At 59.6% G+C, this 18,082-nt stretch carries 16 protein-coding genes and 2 pseudogenes; 5 read left to right on the top strand and 13 right to left on the bottom strand.

The genetic code is table 11. The annotated features are described in order from the left end of the window. The first annotated feature begins 304 nt into the window (after nucleotides 1-304). Both DWY03_RS04360 and DWY03_RS04355 read left to right on the top strand, forming a co-directional pair. Nucleotides 305-1,024, top strand: a pseudogene (locus DWY03_RS04360) (hypothetical protein). Next, nucleotides 948-1,598 carry an isocitrate/isopropylmalate family dehydrogenase gene (locus tag DWY03_RS04355; RefSeq protein WP_233502585.1) on the top strand — a complete coding sequence of 217 codons (651 nt, stop codon included), beginning with the start codon at nucleotides 948-950 and terminating at the stop codon, nucleotides 1,596-1,598. The pseudogene DWY03_RS04360 and the gene DWY03_RS04355 overlap by 77 nt, the downstream one beginning before the upstream one ends. A 351-nt stretch (nucleotides 1,599-1,949) precedes the next feature. Here the strand turns inward: DWY03_RS04355 and DWY03_RS04350 are convergent, their stop codons facing one another. The 13 genes from DWY03_RS04350 to DWY03_RS04290 all read right to left on the bottom strand — a co-directional run bounded on the left by DWY03_RS04350 (nucleotide 1,950) and on the right by DWY03_RS04290 (nucleotide 15,892). After that, entirely contained in the window at nucleotides 1,950-3,080 is a 1,131-nt protein-coding gene (locus DWY03_RS04350; RefSeq protein ID WP_117635373.1) for a DUF4179 domain-containing protein, read from the bottom strand. Continuing rightward, nucleotides 3,061-3,621: an RNA polymerase sigma factor gene (locus DWY03_RS04345; protein WP_117583099.1), complete on the bottom strand. Its 561-nt coding sequence runs from the start codon at nucleotides 3,619-3,621 to the stop codon at nucleotides 3,061-3,063. The genes DWY03_RS04350 and DWY03_RS04345 overlap by 20 nt, the downstream gene beginning before the upstream one ends. Nucleotides 3,622-3,853: 232 nt before the next feature. After that, complete coding sequence (locus tag DWY03_RS04340) at nucleotides 3,854-4,564, bottom strand: metallophosphoesterase (protein ID WP_117840003.1); 711 nt, start codon at nucleotides 4,562-4,564, stop codon at nucleotides 3,854-3,856. Next, a complete protein-coding gene (locus DWY03_RS04335; RefSeq protein ID WP_117840002.1) occupies nucleotides 4,561-6,477 on the bottom strand; it encodes a BMP family ABC transporter substrate-binding protein in 1,917 nt (638 codons plus the stop codon). The genes DWY03_RS04340 and DWY03_RS04335 overlap by 4 nt, the downstream gene beginning before the upstream one ends. Nucleotides 6,478-6,570: 93 nt before the next feature. Next, entirely contained in the window at nucleotides 6,571-7,338 is a 768-nt protein-coding gene (locus tag DWY03_RS04330; protein WP_117840001.1) for a mechanosensitive ion channel family protein, read from the bottom strand. A gap of 128 nt (nucleotides 7,339-7,466) precedes the next feature. After that, entirely contained in the window at nucleotides 7,467-8,630 is a 1,164-nt protein-coding gene (locus DWY03_RS04325) for a 5'-nucleotidase C-terminal domain-containing protein (RefSeq protein WP_231500743.1), read from the bottom strand. After that, complete coding sequence (locus DWY03_RS10220; RefSeq protein ID WP_117839999.1) at nucleotides 8,516-9,496, bottom strand: metallophosphoesterase; 981 nt, start codon at nucleotides 9,494-9,496, stop codon at nucleotides 8,516-8,518. Before DWY03_RS10220 ends, DWY03_RS04325 begins: the two co-directional genes overlap by 115 nt. A 157-nt stretch (nucleotides 9,497-9,653) precedes the next feature. Further along, nucleotides 9,654-10,448 carry an ABC transporter ATP-binding protein gene (locus DWY03_RS04315; RefSeq protein WP_117839998.1) on the bottom strand — a complete coding sequence of 265 codons (795 nt, stop codon included), beginning with the start codon at nucleotides 10,446-10,448 and terminating at the stop codon, nucleotides 9,654-9,656. Beyond that, entirely contained in the window at nucleotides 10,441-11,364 is a 924-nt protein-coding gene (locus DWY03_RS04310; protein WP_117655043.1) for an ABC transporter permease, read from the bottom strand. The genes DWY03_RS04315 and DWY03_RS04310 overlap by 8 nt, the downstream gene beginning before the upstream one ends. 204 nt (nucleotides 11,365-11,568) lie before the next feature. Further along, complete coding sequence (locus DWY03_RS04305) at nucleotides 11,569-12,549, bottom strand: ABC transporter substrate-binding protein (protein ID WP_117563784.1); 981 nt, start codon at nucleotides 12,547-12,549, stop codon at nucleotides 11,569-11,571. 160 nt (nucleotides 12,550-12,709) lie between these two features. Then, nucleotides 12,710-13,495: a hypothetical protein gene (locus DWY03_RS04300; protein ID WP_089572510.1), complete on the bottom strand. Its 786-nt coding sequence runs from the start codon at nucleotides 13,493-13,495 to the stop codon at nucleotides 12,710-12,712. 249 nt (nucleotides 13,496-13,744) lie between these two features. Beyond that, on the bottom strand, nucleotides 13,745-15,148 hold the full coding sequence (gene asnS / locus DWY03_RS04295) for an asparagine--tRNA ligase (RefSeq protein ID WP_117563868.1): 1,404 nt from the start codon (nucleotides 15,146-15,148) through the stop codon (nucleotides 13,745-13,747). A gap of 180 nt (nucleotides 15,149-15,328) precedes the next feature. Further along, nucleotides 15,329-15,892 (bottom strand): PTS glucose transporter subunit IIA, encoded by a 564-nt coding sequence (locus DWY03_RS04290; protein ID WP_089572509.1) that lies wholly within the window; start codon nucleotides 15,890-15,892, stop codon nucleotides 15,329-15,331. A 246-nt stretch (nucleotides 15,893-16,138) separates the two neighbouring features. On the opposite strand from DWY03_RS04290, the gene DWY03_RS04285 reads away from it, so the two are divergent. From DWY03_RS04285 to DWY03_RS04275, 3 genes and pseudogenes are all read left to right on the top strand, one after another. After that, nucleotides 16,139-17,038 (top strand): alpha/beta hydrolase, encoded by a 900-nt coding sequence (locus DWY03_RS04285; RefSeq protein WP_117839997.1) that lies wholly within the window; start codon nucleotides 16,139-16,141, stop codon nucleotides 17,036-17,038. Nucleotides 17,039-17,085: 47 nt separating this feature from the next. After that, the gene (locus tag DWY03_RS04280) at nucleotides 17,086-17,406 is read left to right on the top strand and encodes a hypothetical protein (protein WP_117797403.1); all 321 of its coding nucleotides are present in this window, start codon (nucleotides 17,086-17,088) and stop codon (nucleotides 17,404-17,406) included. Between the two features lie 121 nt (nucleotides 17,407-17,527). Continuing rightward, nucleotides 17,528-18,049, top strand: a pseudogene (locus DWY03_RS04275) (FeoB small GTPase domain-containing protein); the annotation flags it as partial. Between the last annotated feature and the right edge of the window lie 33 nt (nucleotides 18,050-18,082).

Below are 18,082 nucleotides of genomic sequence, written 5' to 3'. Positions count from 1 at the left end.
TACTGCCTGAGCAAAGCAAGCATTGCTAAAGAGACCCGGTTCTGCCTCGTGCAGGACCGGGTCTCTTGCTTTTGAGTCAACGAAACCACCACGAAGGGGACAGGCACCCTTGTGGTGGTTTTACTTGTGTTGTACTTTAGCGCGATGTAGTACTACCCGAGGCCGAAGGGAGCCCAACATGTTTAAGAACACGCAACAGCTCCTAGGCCTAGCGCTACTAGATTGGATAGCGCGCTAGGGTTGTAATCTCGCTATAACGATTTGTTGTACCCGGGTGCGCTATCGTCTGCCGCTTTCAGGCGTGATGAGCGACACGGGTATTTTTCTATCTCTAGGCCTTCTCTCTCTCCTGAAAGCCATCTGTCATAAAACGGTCAATCAGGAGGAACATATAAGCCGCAAAATCACAATCTTTGACGCCACCCTGTGCGACGGTGAGCAGTCGCCGGGCACCAGCTTGAATACCGAGGAAAAGCTCTTCATCGCCCGCCAGCTGGTGCGCATGAACGTGGACGTTATCGAGGCGGGCTTTCCCATCTCGAGTCCTGGTGACTTTCGCTCCGTACAGGAGATTGGCAAGATTGCGGGCGACCGATGCACGGTATGCGGCCTGACGCGCGCTGTCGACAGGGATATCGAAGTGGCTGCAGAGGCGCTCAAAACGGCCCAGAGGCCCCGTATCCATACAGGGCTGGGTGTGAGCACCAGTCACCTGCGCGACAAGCTCCATATGACTGAGGAAAGGGCAATTGAGTGAGCGATCCATGCCGTCAAACATGCTCGCAAGTTCGTTGACGATGTTGAGTTTTATGCCGAGGATGCCGGCCGCTCCGATCAGGAGTTTCTGGTGCGCATTATCGAGGCGGCCGTAAAGGCCGGTGCCACGGTCGTGAACATCCCCGATACGATGGGCTACAACATGCCGTGGGACTTTGGCGCCCGCATCCGTGACCTGCGCGGGCGCTGCGGGTGCGGCCGGTCAGCGTGCGGTCGACGTGATGGAGTATCGCGAGTACGAGATTGAGCGCATTGCGCGCCAGGCATTTGAGGCGGCGCGCAAACGTCGCGGCAAGGTGACGAGCGTTGATAAGCGCAACGTGCTGGAGACGAGCCGCATGTGGCGCGAGATCGTGCATCGCGTGCAAGACGAGGAGTACTCCGACGTGGAGCTTGAGGACCTGCTCGTCGACAACGCCGCCATGCAGCTCATCAGTCGACCGGCAGACTTTGACGTCGTGGTGACGGAGAACATGTTCGGCGACATCCTGTCCGATGAGGCGGCTCAGATTACCGGATCGCTCGGTATGCTTGCCTCTGCCTCGCTGGATGATGGCGTATCGCTGTTTGGGCCGAGCGCTGGCAGCGCTCCTGACATCGCGGGGCTCGGCGTGGCCAATCCGCTGGCTCAAATCTTGTCGGTGGCGATGCTGCTGACCTACGCGCTCGACATGGGCGAGCAAGCCGCGTGGATCGAGAGCGCCGTGGCGCGCGTGCTCGACGAGGGCTGGCGCACCCGTGACATCGCCGATGTCAACACCCCGGCAGATAAGATCCTCGGCACCACGACGATGGGCGACAAGGTCGTCGCCGCGCTGTAGGCGATGCCGATTCAAGCTGTCAAATATCTCAATCTGTAACATCTAAGGGGCAAAATCGTTCCTGCCTGTTACAGATTGAGATTTTCGGCCGAGCATCCGTGGTCTGTCTCGATCTGTAACAGCTAACCGATTATTTGGGCCCTACCTGTTACAGATTGAGACAAACCGTTGGGACAGGTCGGACGAGTCAGCAAAACCACCACAAAGGTGCCGGTCCCCTTCGTGGTGGTTTTTAGCGCAACGAGGTGTTCCCAGCCGACCATACGGGCGGCCTTGCGCTCACGCTGCTCGATGACAGCGCATCTTTAGACGCGAAGTGCGGAACCGGGTGCATATACGAGCCGCGTAGCGTTACGAATTCATGGGAATGACCGTATCGCCAATTTGTACGCTTGCAATCTTGTCTGTGTCACAAACTTGCGAGAACGGCCAGGTCTTGTGGACATCAGTGGTGCCGTTATCCAGTTTATTTGCGAAATAGCCGCTGTGGCTGGTTGCGTCCTCAACATGACCGTCTTTGAACGTCACGATGAGGGGTATGTTGCCAACGGCATCCATAGACTCCTCCATGTTTTGAGACATCTTGCCGCTGTTGTTGTCGTGTTCGATGGAACGATCTATGTTGTAGCGGACTGAAACGCCAACGCAGGATACGGTGGCCTCTTGAATCGTCGCCTTGGTGCCGTTAAAGTTGACCGATTTGGGCGCGGGAATCGTAACGGATGTATCTTCGTAATTCAGCTGGAACTTAAGATCCCATGGGCCCGTAAGTATTTTCTTATACTCGGGAAGCTCTTTGCCAGCACGTGGCACAACGAGAGAGTTGATATGCGTGCGGACGGTCCTGCCCATAAGGCCGGGTGATTCAACGCTGAACTGTGCAAAGTATTGAATGCTGGAGTCATTGGGGTTCTTGTCAATGAGCCATGATTGGCCTTGGCCGCCATGCTCGCCATCAACGTATACGTTTCCATCGACACTTCCGGCGATAGTTCCGTTCTCGCCCGGCTCGGAAAGCTTTTTCAGGGCAGCGGGATCGTCGAACGTAAGCGTATAGGCGATGGTAACCATATCCTTGTCGCCCATGATGGCGTCGGCGGTCACGGTGACTCCGTTGTTGGAGCAGCTAGCACCGACGGGCCGGCCAATACGGTCGATGATCTCGGTTTGAGAAGCAGGTCCGTCAAAGATGTCGGAAAGCATGTCAGAAGGAAGCGGCAGGACGCCTGTTGCCATAGCCGTGCCAGCGCCTCCAATGACGATAGCGAGGACTGCCGTTACAGCGGCAATGCGAGCGACTGTTCTTACGGGATGGCGGGCGATGCGCGGCTTGCGTCGCGTGCCATTAAAGTTGCTTTGAGCGGTCGCCGCATCGCTTGAGGCGACGGACTGAGCAATCGAGTTTGCCATGTGCTGCTTCGCATTATCGGTAAACGAAATGTGCTCCAGGGCGTGGCGATAGTCATTCGAATTCGTAGTCATTGTGGTCTCCTTTCAAGGAAAGCCGAAGTGACGCACGTCCGCGGCTAAGGTGCTGGGCGGTTGCAGCTGGCGTCGCGTGAACGGCGTCTGCGATTTCCCTGATGCTCATGCCTGCGTAGTAGTGCAAAAAGATGGCGATGCGCTGTGCTTGAGGCAGGGCCGTGACAGCGGAAAGAATGGCGCAGTCGCGTTGCGCGAATTCTTGCTCGGTATGTGTTACGGGTGCGCAGAAATCGGGGAGCGAATCGAGGTCGACAACCGGGTGATTCGCGTGCGTACGGCCGATATCGCGACATGCGTTCAGTGCGACTCGGATCACCCAAGCACGTTCGTGTTCGAGCGAGTCGAACGGTTGAGTGCGTTGGAGAATCTTGATCAGCGTGTCCTGGCAGATGTCTTGAGCGTCGTCAGCGGATCCAAGGGCCGAATAGCACAATCGAAGGATGAGGTCGGAATACGTGTCGACCAAGCGCTTTGCTTCCCGCTCGATCTGATCGGCATCGCATCGGAGCGTGCTATTGCGGTTACGGCGTGCAGGCATAGTGTCACCTCCAATTGGTCGTGGTGGATATAGGGAAGGCGTCTCGCGAGGTCCCTCTACATACAACACGGTCGAGACTGCATAAGTTGACAAAAAAAGACGGCACGTGAGCGCCGTCCTTACAAAACAATGAGTGTTCTCGTTAATTACACAAGCACCGTGATGGACAGGTCGGACGAGTCAGCAAAACCACCATAAAGGTGCCTATCCCCTTCGTGGTGGTTGTTGGCAGTTACCAGGGGGTTCTGGCGGTTGAAGACTCGATTGCTTCGTGGCGTTTGAGCTCGCGGCGCATGGTTTGCGAGTTGAGCCAAGCGGCCTTCCAACCGCGCGTGGGGTAGCGCGCCTCGTCAATTTCGATCTTGGTATAGCCGCAGGCGTTGACAATCTTCGTTCCGCATGGGTGTTGGCGCTCGCGTTGAAAGTTGGGGCCGTAGCTTTGGTGCACATGCCCGTGAATCATATAGTCGGCCCCCCAGGACTCAAGCGCCGTGTTAAAGCACTCAAACCCTCGATGCGGCAGATCGTCCAGATCACCCATACCGGCGGCGGGTGCATGGGTAAGCAGAATGTCGCACCCGCCGACCATCCTAACCTTACGCGACAGCTTGCGCATGCGCTTGGACATCTCGCGTTCGGTGTACATGTTGGCGCCGTCGCGATAACGCATGGACCCGCCAAGGCCCGCAATGCGAATCCCTCGGTACGTGTACACTCTGTCTTCCACGCAGATACATCCGCCCGGTGCATGACGTGCGTAGCGGTCGTCGTGATTGCCGCGCACGTAGATGAGCGGTTTGTTGATGACGGTGACCAAAAACTCAAGATAGTCCGGGTCCAGATCGCCGGCAGACAGAATCAGGTCGACACCCTCAAAGCGCTCCTTGCGAAAGCACTCCCAAAGGCATCGTTCTTCGGTATCTGCTATGGCAAGGATCTTCATAGGGCGGTAACTCCCGGCTCATCGTCGAGCTGCGGAATGGTGCCTACCACGTTGTCCGCCAGCCAATTCATCTCGACAATCTGCGCGCTCGGCAGTGGGGGAAAGCCCTCAATCTGCACCACGCCGTCTTGGCTATGAAGCTCGCCGCCAAATGGATTGATGGAGCCCTCGACGATGCCATTGCGGAGCAGCTGCACCAGTTTGCGCGTCTGATAGGGCAGGCCCGGAGCGTAGCGAATGTCGATGACGCCCGAGCTCATGCCATACCAGTAGTTGACGGCGCGAACCTGGCTGTCGTCACTGGTCTCATCCCAGGTGCCATGCAGCAGGCTTCGCACGATAAGCTCGTAGTATCGGCCCCAGTTCCAGACCGGCATGGCGATGCCGACGACCTTGCCATCGACCAGGCGGTGGAGTCCGTAGGCCGTAGGGTCTACGAGCGACTTTGACATGTCAGCGCCGGTCATGACGCTCACGCCTTCGCGGCACATGGCCTCGGCAAGGCCTCCGGCGGGCACATCGCCCCAGGTCAGGATAATTTGCGCGCGGGGGTCGAGCAGCGAGGCGCCAATCGCAAAGGCGTTGATCTCGCTGAGTGCGCCCGAGGCGAAGACCGACGCGTGGTAACCGATGCGGTGGTTGTCCGCCATGCTGGCGGCAAGGGCGCCCAGGAGAAACTTGGCCTCGTACATCTTGCCAAAGTACGAACGGACGCTTTGGTGGGGAAGGCCGATAGAGCAGTTAAGGAACCGCACCTGTGGATACTCAACGGCAGCCCTGAGCGTATATTCCATCAGGCGGTGCGAGGTTGAGAAGATGACGTTATCTCCATGTTTGACAGCCGTTTCCACAGCGGCGTAGAACACGTCCGGATCGTGGCAGTCCTCGAACGCCTCGGTGCGCACGATGCCGCCAAAGTGCTCATCGAGATACTGACGCCCTTGGTCGTGCAGGCTGTCCCAGCTCGACGTCGCACAGGGGAACTCATGGATAAAGGCGATGCGCAGGGGGTTGGCCGCCGAGTAGACGGTCTTGCCCATAAAGAAGTTGAGCACGCCGGAGGTGGACTTGGCGGGAGTCTCCTCCTCGTCGACGCTCGGTGCTTCGACAAGATCGACCTTGTCCTCGTCATTTTTGCCGGCAATGACCAGCTCGCGCCAGATCTTGCACAGGCGGTTTACGACGATATCCGTCGGCGTATCCAGCAGGCGGTCCTGGTTGTACACGTTGAGGTAGACGAGCATGGCGTCGGCGGTCGTAATGTCCAAGTGATCGCCGCCTGCGCGAAGGTAGGCACGCTTAAAGAGCAGGAAGGTGTGGCGCAGGTAGTCGACCTTTTTCTGCGGCCATTTTTCGATAAGGTTCTGACCGAGCATCTTGGCGAGCGTTTCGTAGCTTCCCTCACGCGAGAACTCGATCTCGTATAGGGGGCAGACGCGCCAAAACGCGCAGAACTCGCCGTACAGGCGGCTTTCGACGGAATCCCATTTGCCGGGGTAGAGACGGGTGACCTTGGCCGAAACCGTCGGGGCGTCTAGGAATTTGAGGACACTGACGCGTTTGTTGCCTTCCTGGACATAGAACCGATGCATGAACTCGGTGACGATGATGGGGTCGCGATAGCCCTCGGTTACCTGGATGTCGTAGAGGTTAGACCACTTGCGGGCGAACTCGGTGCTAAATGGCAACAGGGGCATAAAGTTGCACGAAAAGGCAGACTGACGGCCCTTGGTAACCGTGCCGACGACCATATCGAGCGGAATATCCCGCAGGCCGACGCTCTCTCGCTGACCTAAGGGGAGCTGGGCAACCAAGCTGTCGAGGTCCGTAAGGTACGGGTGCTCGCTTTGGCTGATGGCGCGACGGCGTCCCTGCTCGCCGCGCTTGCGTGCTTGACGATAGGCCTCTTCCATGGTGTCTACTCCCTTAGTCGTTTAAACAACGATATGAACCATGGTACCACGATGCGAAACTACCACAAAGGTGCCTGTCCCCTTTGTGGTAGTTTAGGCGATGATGGGGGCGATGGCACGAATGCAGGCGTCGGCTGCCGTGAAGGTGGTGCTATCGTCGCTGACGATAAAGATGATTTTGCCCTTGACGCCAAAGTCGCCGATCTCGCTAAAGAGCACGTAGGGCTCCTTGTCAAAGCCAGAGATGGGCGAGACGGCCGTTTTGGTTGCGCTCGTGAGCTCGTCTGCCAGCGCGTCAAGGGAAGCCCACTTAGACGTGTCCTTTACGGCAACGGGCACGGCCACGCGCCCAAAGGGCATCAGATGCACGAGCGTGTTCTTGGAGATGTTGGAGTTGGGCACAATGATGGTCTGCCCGCAGGCATCCTCGATGGTCGTGTGGCGCCAGGTGATGTCTTGGACCACGCCCGACACGCCGCCGACCTCGATATTGTCGCCGGGCTTGATGATGCCCATGAAGGTCACCTGCATACCGCCGATAAGGTTCGACAGCGTGTCCTGAAAGCCGAGCGAGATGGCGATGCCGCCGACGCCAAGAGCGGCGACGAGGGCGTTTGCATTAATGCCAAAACAGTTGTCGAGGATAAAGCTGCCGCCGATCATCCAGATGACGGCGCGTGTGATGTTGATGAAGATGCTCGATGCTGGGAGCGGGTTATCATCGCGGTTAAGCAGGTGGTGCAGGGTCTTGGACGCGATTTTGGCGGCAACGGCGGTGCCGATGGCCAAGATACCGGCCCAGATGATGTTGTGGACCCATCGTTGTGCAAAGAAATGAAGAATTGGCTCAAACAATTCCATGTAGGGAAACCTCCTCATGATCATCCAACCATGATACCCACCAAGAAGCCCGTCCGATCAAATTCGGACGGGCTTCTGTGCTCGATATAAGGTTTATGCGGCGGGGCTGCAAGGCCCGGCGGTGTAGCTTAGCGTCGACGCTTCCAGATAATGCCGAGAATGATGATGACGATGCCGCCGATGAGGCATGCGCCAATCACGGCTAGCGTGCGGTCTCCCGTTGCGGCGAGCTTGCCGGTCGTCTTCTTGGTGATGACCTTCGTGGTCGTCGTGTCCGTCTTAGGCGAGGGCTTAGGCGTCGGGGCCGGTGTAGGCGTGGGGTCCACGGCTGCGGAGCCGAAGCTGATGGTGCCGGCGAGTCCGGCCATCTTGCTCTCCCAGCCGTTTTGCCCAATCAGCGCCCTCAGCGCCGCCTCACACGTGCCCCACTCGGTGCGCTTGGTGGCGTGTGCGAAGGTGGGGAAGTCGGTCGTGTTGGTAATGATGTAGTTGTTGGTGGCGACGGTATAGGTCTTGGTGGGATCGAGCGTGCTGCCGTCCTTGACGAGTGTGGCACTCACAATGCGCTTGCCTTCGGGCTGCGTCCAATCAATCGTCACGTTGATGCCGCCAAAGGAGAGAACGCTGCCAGAGTCATCGCGCCACTTGTACTTGTCTTGCGCTTCCTGCTCGGTATGGCCGGCTGCCACGTAGGCTTGCTGAAGCTCATAACTGTGATTGCACTCGTCGCTGATCTGCAGCGAATGCTCGAGCGCTGCGAGGAAGTCCGCACCGGTCATGGTCCAGGTCTCCACGGTGTTGCCGTAGGGCGAGATAGCGATGACGTTGCCTGCGGTCACATCGCCTGCAGCGATGCCGCCGCGGATGCCACCCGCGTTCTCGATGGCAAGGTCTGCGCCCGTCAGGTCAAGATAGGAGCCGCAGATCACATGGCCGATGGTCTGGGCCTTGGTGGTGTCGCCCTCCTTGCTGGGGCGGAAATCGGTGGTGCGCACCATTTCCCAACCATGCGTGCCTGCGGCGTCCTCGCCGTAGAAATAGTTGGTGGTGGATGTGCCGAGCACCTTGTTCGATTCGTTTTCAAAGGCCTCGTCGAGCGGCTTGATCTTGTTGTTGTGGACCTCATCAAGGATGCTCTGATAAGTGGAGCCCTTGTTGGGGTCGGTCAAAAGAACGTTTACGTCCTTGGCGGTATAGAGCTTCTCGTCGCTTTTGCCTGCGTATACCGCCACCGTGTCATCGTCGGTCGTCTCGGTGCCATTCGTGTCGTACTTGTACGGAATGGAAAGCAGCCCCACCTCGGCAAAGGCGCTGCCCGCCTCGACGACGCGGACCGACTTGCCGTCAGCCCCGTCACGTTTTCGTCTAAGTTGATGTGCTCGTGGCCCGCGACCAGTGCATCGACCCCAACGAGCTTTGCAGCAAAGGTCTTGGCGTTGAGCGTGTGCGCGATACAGACGACAACGTTGCAGCCCTCCGTCTCGCGCAGTCGCTTGGCCTCGGCATTGATGGCGTTCGCGGCACTCGAGAACGACGTACCCGCGACCAGGTCCGCGCGCAGCGAGGATTCCAGCGACTCATTCATGGCACCCACGACGCCGACCTTGATTTTGTAGTCGAATGTGGAGTGATCTTCGCTATCCTCCCAGGTGCGATCGAGCGTCTTGGTGATACTCGAGCTCCATACGCCGCTCGTAGACTTCGCGTTCGCGCAGAGCATGGCGAAGGGCGTGCCGGTGGGGCTGTAGCCGGTCATGGTGCGGAGCTTGTCCGCGCCGTAGCTCCAGTCGTGGTTGCCCGGCGTGGTCGCGTCGTAGCCGTCTGCATAGAAGGTGTCCATGAGCTCGGCGATGCTCTTGCCCTCGCTCATGGTGGCAAAGGACTGCCCGTGGAAGGTATCGCCCGCATCGAGCAAAAGATCGGGGGCGCTGCTTTGGGCGCTATAGAGAACCGCCAGTCCGTCAAAGCCCACAGTGCCGGTGCCCTTGCTTGCGTTGTAGCTGTACTTGTAGCTGCCGTGGATATCGTTGGTGTGCATGACGGCCACGGAGCCGTCAATAGCGGCGGGCAGGTTCCCCGCGAAAGCGAGGCTTGGGATGCCTGCGAGCGAGCCGGCAAACAACGCGGCGGCTAACGCAAGGCGGGGGAGTCTTTTCATGGCAGTTTCCTTAGTCCTTAGCCAGAAAGTCTGGTTGAATATCGGATTATCGACATGATATGCGAAAACCGTCGCAAAGGTATCTGTTCCTTTGCGGCGGTTTTGACGTTTGCGCAGATAAAACCTGCCAAAATAAACCTGTCCCTTTTTGGTAGGTTTAGCTCAGCAGCATGCGGTCGTTGGCGAGCTCGCCGCCCGAGACCTCCTCGAACTTCTGCAGCAGGTCGGCTACGGTGAGCGACTTCTTCTCGTCGCCGGCCACGTCGTAGATCACATGGCCCTCGTGCATCATGATCAGACGGTTGCCCAGACGGATAGCGTCATTCATGTTGTGCGTAACCATGAGCGTGGTCAGATGGTTTTCGTCGACAATCTCCTCGGTCAGGTTGAGCACCTTAGAGGCCGTCTTGGGGTCGAGGGCCGCCGTGTGCTCGTCGAGCAGCAACAGGCGCGGCTTGGTGAGCGTGGCCATCAGCAGGGTGAGTGCCTGGCGCTGGCCGCCCGAGAGCAGGCCGACCTTGGCGTTGAGGCGCGTGTCCAGACCGAGGTCCAGGCGCTTGAGCAGCTTAACGTACTCGTCCTTCTCGGCCTTGGTGACGCCCCACGAAAGACCGCGACGCTGGCCGCGGCGCTTGGCGAGGGCCAGGTTTTCGGCAATTTGCATGTCGGCTGCGGTGCCGCGCATGGGGTCCTGGAACACACGGCCCAGGTACTTGGCGCGCTGCGACTCGCTCAGACGCGAGATGTCGGTGCCGTCGAGCTCAATAACACCCGAATCAAGCGGATACACGCCGGCGATCATATTGAGCAGCGTGGACTTGCCGGCGCCGTTGCCGCCAATCACGGTTACAAAGTCGCCATCGTTGAGGGTGAGGTCGACGCCGGTGAGCGCGCGCTTCTCGGTGACGGTGCCCTTGTTAAAGGTCTTCTTGACGTGCGAGAGCTTAAGCATCTGCCTCATCTCCCTTCGTGTAGGAGCTGCGGAGCTTATAGCGCTCCCAAACCACGGGCACGCACAGGGCCACGGCGACGATCACGGCGGAGAGCAGCTTCATGTCGTTGGCGTCCATGCCCAGTTGCAGCACGATGGCGCGGATGAGGAAGTACACCACGGAGCCAAAGACGGCGGAGGCCAGACGGACGGAGAACTGCGTGAGACCGCCGGGCAGCAGGCGGCCGAGCACCTCGCCGATGACGATGGCGGCAAGACCGATAACGATGGCGCCGGTACCCATGCCAATGTCGGCATACTTCTGGCTCTGGCAGATGAGCGCACCCGAAAGGCCAATGAGGGCGTTGGAGAGCACGAGGGCGATCATTTTGGTGGAGTTGGTGTTGACGCCTAGGGCGCGGATCATGTACTCGTTGTTGCCGGTGGCACGCAGCGCCGAGCCGATCTCGGTGCCAAAGAACCAGTACAGGATGGCGACGATGGCCACGGCCAGCACAATGCCTAGGATAATGGCAACAGTGGACTGCGGCAGGCCCGTCATGTTGCTGACGGATGAGAAGATAGTGCCCTTGGCAAGGATGGGCGTGTTGGACTTGCCCATGATGCGCAGGTTGATGGACCACAGACTGATCTGCGTAAGGATTCCGGCGAGGATTGCGGGAATCTCAAAGACGGTGGTCAAGATGCCCGTGACGGCGCCCGCGATGGCGCCGGCGCACATGCCGGCCAGCACGGCGAGCAAGGGGTCGACGTTATTGTTGACGATGAGTACGGCGCAGACACAGCCGCCGAGGGCAAAGCTGCCGTCGCAGGTCATATCGGGGATGTCGAGCAGGCGGAACGTGATAAACACGCCAAGCACCATAATGCCCCAGAGGACGCCCTGCGAAACGGCGCCCTGCAATGCAATGAGCATGCTTCATACCTCCTAGGATAGGGTGGACACGTGATTTTCCATAATAGCGGTACCAATGCATAAAAGAGCTGCGGACGGATGTTTTGTCTCATCCGAAACAAGCAGGGCGAACGCCGGTCTTTAGCGTTCGCCCCAAGGACTCAGATATTGAATAACGCGGCTGTGGCGCGCGTGCGGGCCCTAGACGCGTTACCGCGCATGGCGCTACTCGTCCAGAGCGGAAAGGTCGATGCCCAGGGCCTCGGCCGTCTCGTCGTTCTTGACGACGACCAGGTCCTTGCTCGAGAGGTGCTTGATCGGCATATCCTCGGGCTTGGCCTCGCCCTTCAGGATCTTAACGGCCATCTCGCCCGCGGCGTAGCCCAGGTCCTTATAGTTGATGGAGAGGGTGAACAGGCCGCCGGCCATGCACATACCCTCCTCGCCGGTCACGAAGGGGAGCTTATTCTCCTTGCAGATCTGGCCCACCTGCGAGGCACCCGCGGCAATCGTGTTGTCGGTGGGGGAGTACAGCGCGTCGACCTTGCCCACGGCGGACTCGACGACGGACTGAATCTCGTTGGAGCTCGAGACGGTGAAATCGGTGTACTCGAGGCCCAGCTTGTCGAGTTCCTTCTTGGCGGCCTTGATCTGGACGTCGGAGTTGGACTCAGCGGTGCAGTAGAGCAAGCCGACCTTCTTAACGTCGGGCAGGACCTTCTGCATCATCTCGAGCTGCTCGGCGACCGGGGTGAGGTCGGAGGCGCCCGTGACGTTGGTGCCGGGCTTGTCGTTGTCCTGGACCAGGCCGGAGGCGGCGTAGTCGGTGATGGCGCAGCCCACGATGGGGATATCGGCCGTGGCACCGGCGGCAGCCTGCGCGGCGGGCGTGGCGATGGCATAAATCAGGTTGACGTTGTCGCCCACAAACTTGTCGGCAATGGACTTACACGTGGACTGGTCGTTCTGGGCGTTCTTCTGGTCGATCTTGACCTTAAGGCCGCTCTCCTTGATGGCCTTGACAAAGCCGTCGTTGGCGGCATCGAGTGCGGAGTGCTCGGTGAGTTGCAGAACGCCGATGGTGTAGTCGGAACCGGCGGCAGCAGAGCCGGAACCAGAGTTGCCGCCGCATCCGGCGAGCGGGGCGAGCGCGAGCAGACCGGCGGAGACCAGAAGGCTCCTGCGGCTGATGGTGATGTCCTTCATATCATTACCCCCAGTATAAAAATGGCTGGAAACACTGCACTGGGACAAAGTGCAAGTGGAACTATAGTAGCGCTGATGTCCATTTTTACAACAGCCTGGCGGGTTTTTTAATACAGAATCGGATGGGCGGTACGGGTAGTCGAATGGGCGGCGGAGGGTCTTATGCGGCGGAGGAGGCATCGTCCTCGTCCAGGACGGCGAAGAGCTTCTTGCCGTCAAGGAGACGTGTGGTGACGTTTCTCATGCGGCCGATCTCAACGGTACGCAGCGTGTCGTCGGCGCCTCGCGCGTCATAGACCGTTCCCAGCAAATACGAGATGCCGTCTCGTTGCTTGATGGCAAAGGGCCGGAGTGTCATCCGCGCCACTTCGACCTCTCCGCGTGCCGTGACACTCGAAATATCAAAACTCACCGTGGTTCCGTGGTCGATGGCCTGCTCGATGAGCTCGCAGGCATCGATGCGCTTGACGGGCGTGCGTGTGGCCTTGGTGGATTTGTCGCCTGCGCTTGGAGCAGGCTCGGGTGCATCGAGGTAGCCGCGAACGTCGGCACTCGCCATGGCGACCAGGTGCTGCGCTATGCTCTTTCGAATGGCGATGGGCGTGGAGCGGTTGCGCATGACCATGCCGTGGAGCCGGATGATCTCTTCGTCGGTGAGCGGACGGGTCAAGAGTCGATAGCCCACGCCGCGCTTGTACTCAATTTCGTATCCGGCATGGCGAAGTGCGGAGATGGCGGTGTAGATGCTGCGCCGCGCCGCCGAGATGGGCATGCGGGCGGGGTCGTCGGGATGGGCGAGACGCCGGATCAACTCATCGGAAAGCATGGCCTTGTCCTCGCCGGTGTTTTCGCTTAATAGTTGCAGGATGCGAACGGCGCGATAGGCTGCCATCGAGGCGGCGCCCCTCGTCGTGGTCTCGTAAGTTTCAACAGCGGTTTCGGTCATGGCGTCCACGTCCTTTCCGTTTTGGGTGGCGACGGTATGGAGCCTAGGGCGCGGGGCTTTCCCAGGGGTGCAGGACGCTCCGGGCGGTCGGTAGTCGTCGGCAAGCGGCGGGTCGAGTTTTCAACAGCCCTGCTCAACTGACCAAAATCTTGCCAAAAGCTTGACGGATACTGTTGAAAAAAGCGCCCCTCGGCTTGCCGAGAGGCGCTGGCGTGATGCGCTGGAACGCGTTTGGTGGCGCTGTGGCGATTAGAAGTCGGCGTTGCCCACGGTGCGCGGGTGCGGCAGGACGTCGCGGATGTTGCCCACGCCGGTCAGATACATGACCAAGCGCTCGAAGCCCAAGCCGTAGCCGGCGTGCTTGCAGGAACCGTAGCGGCGCAGGTCAAGGTAGTACTTGTACTGCTCGGGATTCATGCCCAGGTCCTTGATGCGGGCCTCGAGCAGATCCAGGCGCTCCTCGCGCTGGGAGCCGCCGATAATCTCGCCGATACCGGGAACCAGGCAGTCGGCGGCGGCGACGGTCTTGCCGTCCTCGTTCATGCGCATGTAGAACGCCTTGATCTCGGCCGGGTAGTCGGTTACGAAGGTCGGTCGCTTAAAGTGCTCCTCGGTCAGGAAACGCTCGTGCTCGGTCTGCAGGTCGATGCCCCAGCTGACGGGGTAATCAAACTGGTGGCCAGCAGCGACTGCCTGCTCCAGGATTTCGACAGCCTCGGTGTAGGTAACGCGGGCAAAGTCGGAGTTTGCCACATGGTCCAAGCGCTCGATCAGGCCCTTGTCCACAAACTTGTTGAGCATATTGAGCTCGTCGGGGCAGGTGGCCATAACGTCCTTAAGGACGTACTTGAGCATGGCCTCGGCGTTATCCATGTAGTCGTTCAGGTCGGCAAAGGCCATCTCGGGCTCGATCATCCAAAACTCGGCGGCGTGGCGCGTGGTGTTGGAGTTTTCGGCGCGGAAGGTGGGGCCAAAGGTGTACACGTCGCCAAAGGCCATGGCAAAGTTCTCGGCATTGAGCTGGCCGGACACGGTAAGGCTCGCGTGCTTGCCAAAGAAGTCCTGGCTCCAGTCGACCTCGCCGGACTCGGTGAGGGGCGGATTTTTGGGGTCGAGCGTGGTCACGCGGAACATCTCGCCGGCGCCCTCGCAGTCACTCGTGGTGATGATGGGGGTGTTGACGTAGACAAAGCCCTGCTCCTGGAAGAAGCGGTGGATGGCGGCAGCCGCGACAGAACGGATGCGGAACACGGCGCGGAACAGGTTGGTGCGCGGGCGCAGGTGCTGCTGGGTGCGCAGGAACTCGACGGTTGCGCGCTTCTTCTGCAGCGGGTAATCCGGGGCGCTGACGCCCTCGACCTCGATGGAGGTGGCAGAAAGCTCGAAGGGCTGGGGCGCATCGGGGGTCAGCTTGACGGTGCCGGTGCAAATGAGTGCGGCCGAGACGTTTTGATGGGCGATCTCGTCGTAGTTGTCGAGTGCCTCGCGGTTCATGACGACCTGCAGGTCGCGGAAGCAGCTGCCGTCGTTGAGCGTAACAAAGCCAAAGTTCTTCATGTCGCGGATGGACTTGACCCAGCCGGCGACGGTGACGGTCTGGCCGCCAAGCGACTCGGCATCGGCGTAAAGCTGCGCGATTTTGGTGCGGTTCACGTATCCTCCCATAACGGTTGAATGATAGTTATCCATACAGTTCGATATTCTAGCAGCTCGGCTCATTTGGGCTATACAGATAAGGCATTGGCGGGATGGTTTTTCAAACGAAAAGCGCCCACGGCAAATGCTCGTGGGCGCTTTTCGTGTTGCCTTTTGGCTGTGTGGCGCGGGGCCTGGCTACTTGGTCTTGGCTACCAGCAGCGGGTCGCCCAGCTTGACGAGCGGGTTGCCGCCGATAAGCGTTCCGGACTCGCCGACATGGTCGATGCTCTTAAGACGATCGAGCTCGGAGATGATGACGGTCACGATGTCCTCGTGGCCGGCGGCCTTGATGGCCTCGCGATCGAAGCTGATGAGCGGCTGGCCGGCCTTGACCGTGTCACCCATCTCGACAAAGCGGGCAAAACCCTTGCCGTTCATTTCCACGGTGCCCAGGCCAACATGGATGAACACGCGAAGACCGTCCTCGGTGATCATGCCGATGGAGTGGTTGGTGACGGTGGTGGCGCCGATACGGCCGTTAGCGGGGGCGTAAATGGTGCCGGTAATGGGCTCGATGCCGTAGCCCTGGCCGAGCATGCCCGAGGCGATGGTCTCGTCGGGAACCTCACTCAGATTGACGAGCACGCCGTTGACAGGAGCGTAGATGACGCCTTCGCGGGTGGCGAAGCTTGCTGCGGGCGGAACGGACGCCTCGCCCGACGAAGTGAACGTGGACTTGAGCGAATCGAGCAGACCCATAGATGCCTCCAACGTATCAGGCGCGCATGTTGCACGCGTGTGGTTTGCCGGAAACGTTTCGTACGTGTTTCCCAGCACGGTCAGCGCTCCTATTTTACGCTGTCCAACGATACCTCTGAACAGCGATTTTGTGATATATCAGTTGAAGGCCAACTCATTGCGGGGGTGTTTCTGCGCCGCGGGCTCAAGTGGGGTACGCTAAGGTGCGAAAAACGAGTGCGCACGAATCGCACGGAGGGAGCACCTATGATTATTGAGAACCATGCGCTGTGGGGCGAGGAGCCGACCGAGGATTATCCGGCGACGTTTACGTATCTGGGTGCCGAGCCGCTGCCCGACAAGCCCAATGGCCGCCGCCCCGCGGTGATCATCTGCGGCGGAGGCGGGTTTACGCATATCGCTCCGCACGAGCAGGACCCGGTGGCGTTTGCGTTTTTGGACCGCGGCTACCAGGCCTTTGTGCTCAACTATGTGACGAGCGCCACGGGCGACGTGAGCTTTCCGCACCCGCAGGCGGACCTCGCCAAGATGGTCGCTACCGTGCGCGCCAACGCCGACGAGTGGCATGTCGATCCCAAGCGCGTGTGCATCGTGGGTTTCTCGGCGGGCGGCATGATCTGCGCCTCGTTGGCAACGCAGTGGAAGACCGGACCCTTCGCGGGCCTTGCCGGGGCTCGTCCGGAGGATATTCGTCCCGACGCCGTGGTGCTGGGCTATCCGTTGCTCGACCTTGCCTATGTGCGCGATATGCAGACGCGTGACCCGCGCATCGACCTGCGCGTGCCCAAGACGGGTGGCAAGACAGGGCGCGATTTGCTCAACGACTATCTGTCGATGGTGACGGGCGGCGAGGCGACCGATGAGCACCTGACCGACATTTGCCCTACCACGCATGTTTCGCGCCAGATGCCGCCGACCTTTGTGTGGGGCGTGTCCGACGACAAGACAGCGCCGATCGCACAGGTCTATCCGTTTGCGCAGCGCATGGCCGAGGAGGGCGTCGCTTGCGAGATGCACGTCTTTGACCAGGGCGGTCACGGCCTTTCGCTCGGCAACGCCAACACCGCGGTCGACAACGAGGACAAGCAGGTGGCAGTCCGTCCCTGGATTCGCCTAGCCTTCCGCTTCCTGGAACGCCATATGTAAAAGTAGACTACTTGCCCGTTTCAAAAAGTCTGCTTAGAGGAGGAGCCATGCTTGAGGGTACGTATGTGGTTTCGGCCCAGACGCCGGTGGGGAGTAAACGCGGCGAGGTGACGTTTTCACATGGGGTGAACGGCGTGCTCAGGGCAGTACTAAACGTCAGGGGTCTCAATATCGCTCTCTCGAGTGCCCGCGCTGAGGGCGATTTCTTTGAACTCTCGGGTACTATCTCCCATGTCTTGATGGGCAAGGCGCCCTTTGCATGCACGGGGTCAGTCGAGGGTGATCGACTCACTGCTACCGCGCGGTCGGGTTCCGTTTCGATCTCGCTGAGCGGTATGCGCAAAGAGCTTTCGGGGCGCACCGCATAAAGTTTGCGCAGGTAAACATCGGTATTTGACTTTATAAAATAGTTCAGAGCGCTATCATTTGTCGTTACGAGTTGGTTAGCCCCGGTAAACGGTTAACCGCGTCTAACGAAAGGATGAGCGCGTGAAGCTCGATACACTCGAGATTGGAAAGGACGCCGTTGTCGCATCGGTGACATCCGATGATCAGGCGCTCCGACAGCATATTTTGGACATGGGCCTAACGCCGGGCACCGAAGTCACCATGATGAAATACGCCCCTATGGGCGACCCGCTCGAGATTCGCCTACGCGGCTACGAGTTGACGCTGCGCAAGGACGATGCTGCTCGCATCGAGCTCGTGGGTGTTCACGACACCGATACGGGTCCGCGCGCTAACGCCGCAATCGGCACGACGGAGCACCCGGCACTCGGCGAGGGGACGTATTCGCCCCGTGCGGCAAAAACGGCCGTGCCCGAGGGTGCGCCGCTGCATTTCGCCCTCGCCGGCAACCAAAACTGCGGCAAGACTACGTTGTTCAACCAGCTGACGGGCTCCAACCAGCACGTCGGTAACTTTCCCGGTGTGACGGTCGACCGCAAGGACGGCACTATTCGTAACCACCCCGAGGCGAGCGTTACCGACCTGCCTGGCATCTATTCGCTCATATGACCCAATCCGCTGTCAAGAGCCACAATG

The organism is Collinsella sp. AF23-2, from assembly GCF_003459245.1.
GTDB lineage: Bacteria > Actinomycetota > Coriobacteriia > Coriobacteriales > Coriobacteriaceae > Collinsella.
This window is presented reverse-complemented; position numbering and strand designations above follow the sequence as displayed.

What these genes read in the sequence shown, in the direction of transcription:
- DWY03_RS10220 (WP_117839999.1), bottom strand. Translation starts at nt 9,496, where the DNA reads ATGAAAAGACTCCCCCGCCTTGCGTTAGCCGCCGCGTTGTTTGCCGGC.
- DWY03_RS04330 (WP_117840001.1), bottom strand. Translation starts at nt 7,338, where the DNA reads ATGGAATTGTTTGAGCCAATTCTTCATTTCTTTGCACAACGATGGGTC.
- DWY03_RS04310 (WP_117655043.1), bottom strand. Translation starts at nt 11,364, where the DNA reads ATGCTCATTGCATTGCAGGGCGCCGTTTCGCAGGGCGTCCTCTGGGGC.
- DWY03_RS04280 (WP_117797403.1), top strand. Translation starts at nt 17,086, where the DNA reads ATGCTTGAGGGTACGTATGTGGTTTCGGCCCAGACGCCGGTGGGGAGT.
- DWY03_RS04315 (WP_117839998.1), bottom strand. Translation starts at nt 10,448, where the DNA reads ATGCTTAAGCTCTCGCACGTCAAGAAGACCTTTAACAAGGGCACCGTC.
- DWY03_RS04290 (WP_089572509.1), bottom strand. Translation starts at nt 15,892, where the DNA reads ATGGGTCTGCTCGATTCGCTCAAGTCCACGTTCACTTCGTCGGGCGAG.
- DWY03_RS04335 (WP_117840002.1), bottom strand. Translation starts at nt 6,477, where the DNA reads ATGGAAGAGGCCTATCGTCAAGCACGCAAGCGCGGCGAGCAGGGACGC.
- DWY03_RS04300 (WP_089572510.1), bottom strand. Translation starts at nt 13,495, where the DNA reads ATGACCGAAACCGCTGTTGAAACTTACGAGACCACGACGAGGGGCGCC.
- DWY03_RS04345 (WP_117583099.1), bottom strand. Translation starts at nt 3,621, where the DNA reads ATGCCTGCACGCCGTAACCGCAATAGCACGCTCCGATGCGATGCCGAT.
- DWY03_RS04340 (WP_117840003.1), bottom strand. Translation starts at nt 4,564, where the DNA reads ATGAAGATCCTTGCCATAGCAGATACCGAAGAACGATGCCTTTGGGAG.
- DWY03_RS04350 (WP_117635373.1), bottom strand. Translation starts at nt 3,080, where the DNA reads ATGACTACGAATTCGAATGACTATCGCCACGCCCTGGAGCACATTTCG.
- DWY03_RS04285 (WP_117839997.1), top strand. Translation starts at nt 16,139, where the DNA reads ATGATTATTGAGAACCATGCGCTGTGGGGCGAGGAGCCGACCGAGGAT.
- DWY03_RS04305 (WP_117563784.1), bottom strand. Translation starts at nt 12,549, where the DNA reads ATGAAGGACATCACCATCAGCCGCAGGAGCCTTCTGGTCTCCGCCGGT.